Below are 274 nucleotides of genomic sequence, written 5' to 3' on the forward strand. Positions count from 1 at the left end.
AATCGGAACGCCCGCAGCTGGCAATGCTTCGACGTCACGCAGGATCGTGCGCGGTGAGACCTCGAATCGTCGGGTCAATTCTTGGCTCGTCATCCGCTCATGGGTCTGTAGGAGCAGCAGGATCGACAACAGCCTCGAGGACTTCATGGCCCCGATCCTCGCAGAAAACATGACATGAGTTGTCCTGTTTTGGTGATCGGCTAGTGCCAAATGATCCACTGACCCGAGAGACACCCATGCCGGCACCCAACCTGTTCCTGACCTACGTCAGCGA

The 274-nt window shown here is 57.3% G+C and carries 1 protein-coding gene; it reads right to left on the reverse strand.

The window, feature by feature from the left end; translation table 11 throughout:
- The coding region (locus tag CKO33_RS13995; protein ID WP_207146560.1) for an HTH domain-containing protein at window positions 1-171 on the reverse strand (171 nt) is incomplete at its 3' end.
- Window positions 172-274: the final 103 nt, after the last annotated feature.

It is taken from the genome of Ectothiorhodospira mobilis (genome assembly GCF_016584115.1).
GTDB classification, from domain to species: Bacteria; Pseudomonadota; Gammaproteobacteria; order Ectothiorhodospirales; family Ectothiorhodospiraceae; genus Ectothiorhodospira; species Ectothiorhodospira mobilis.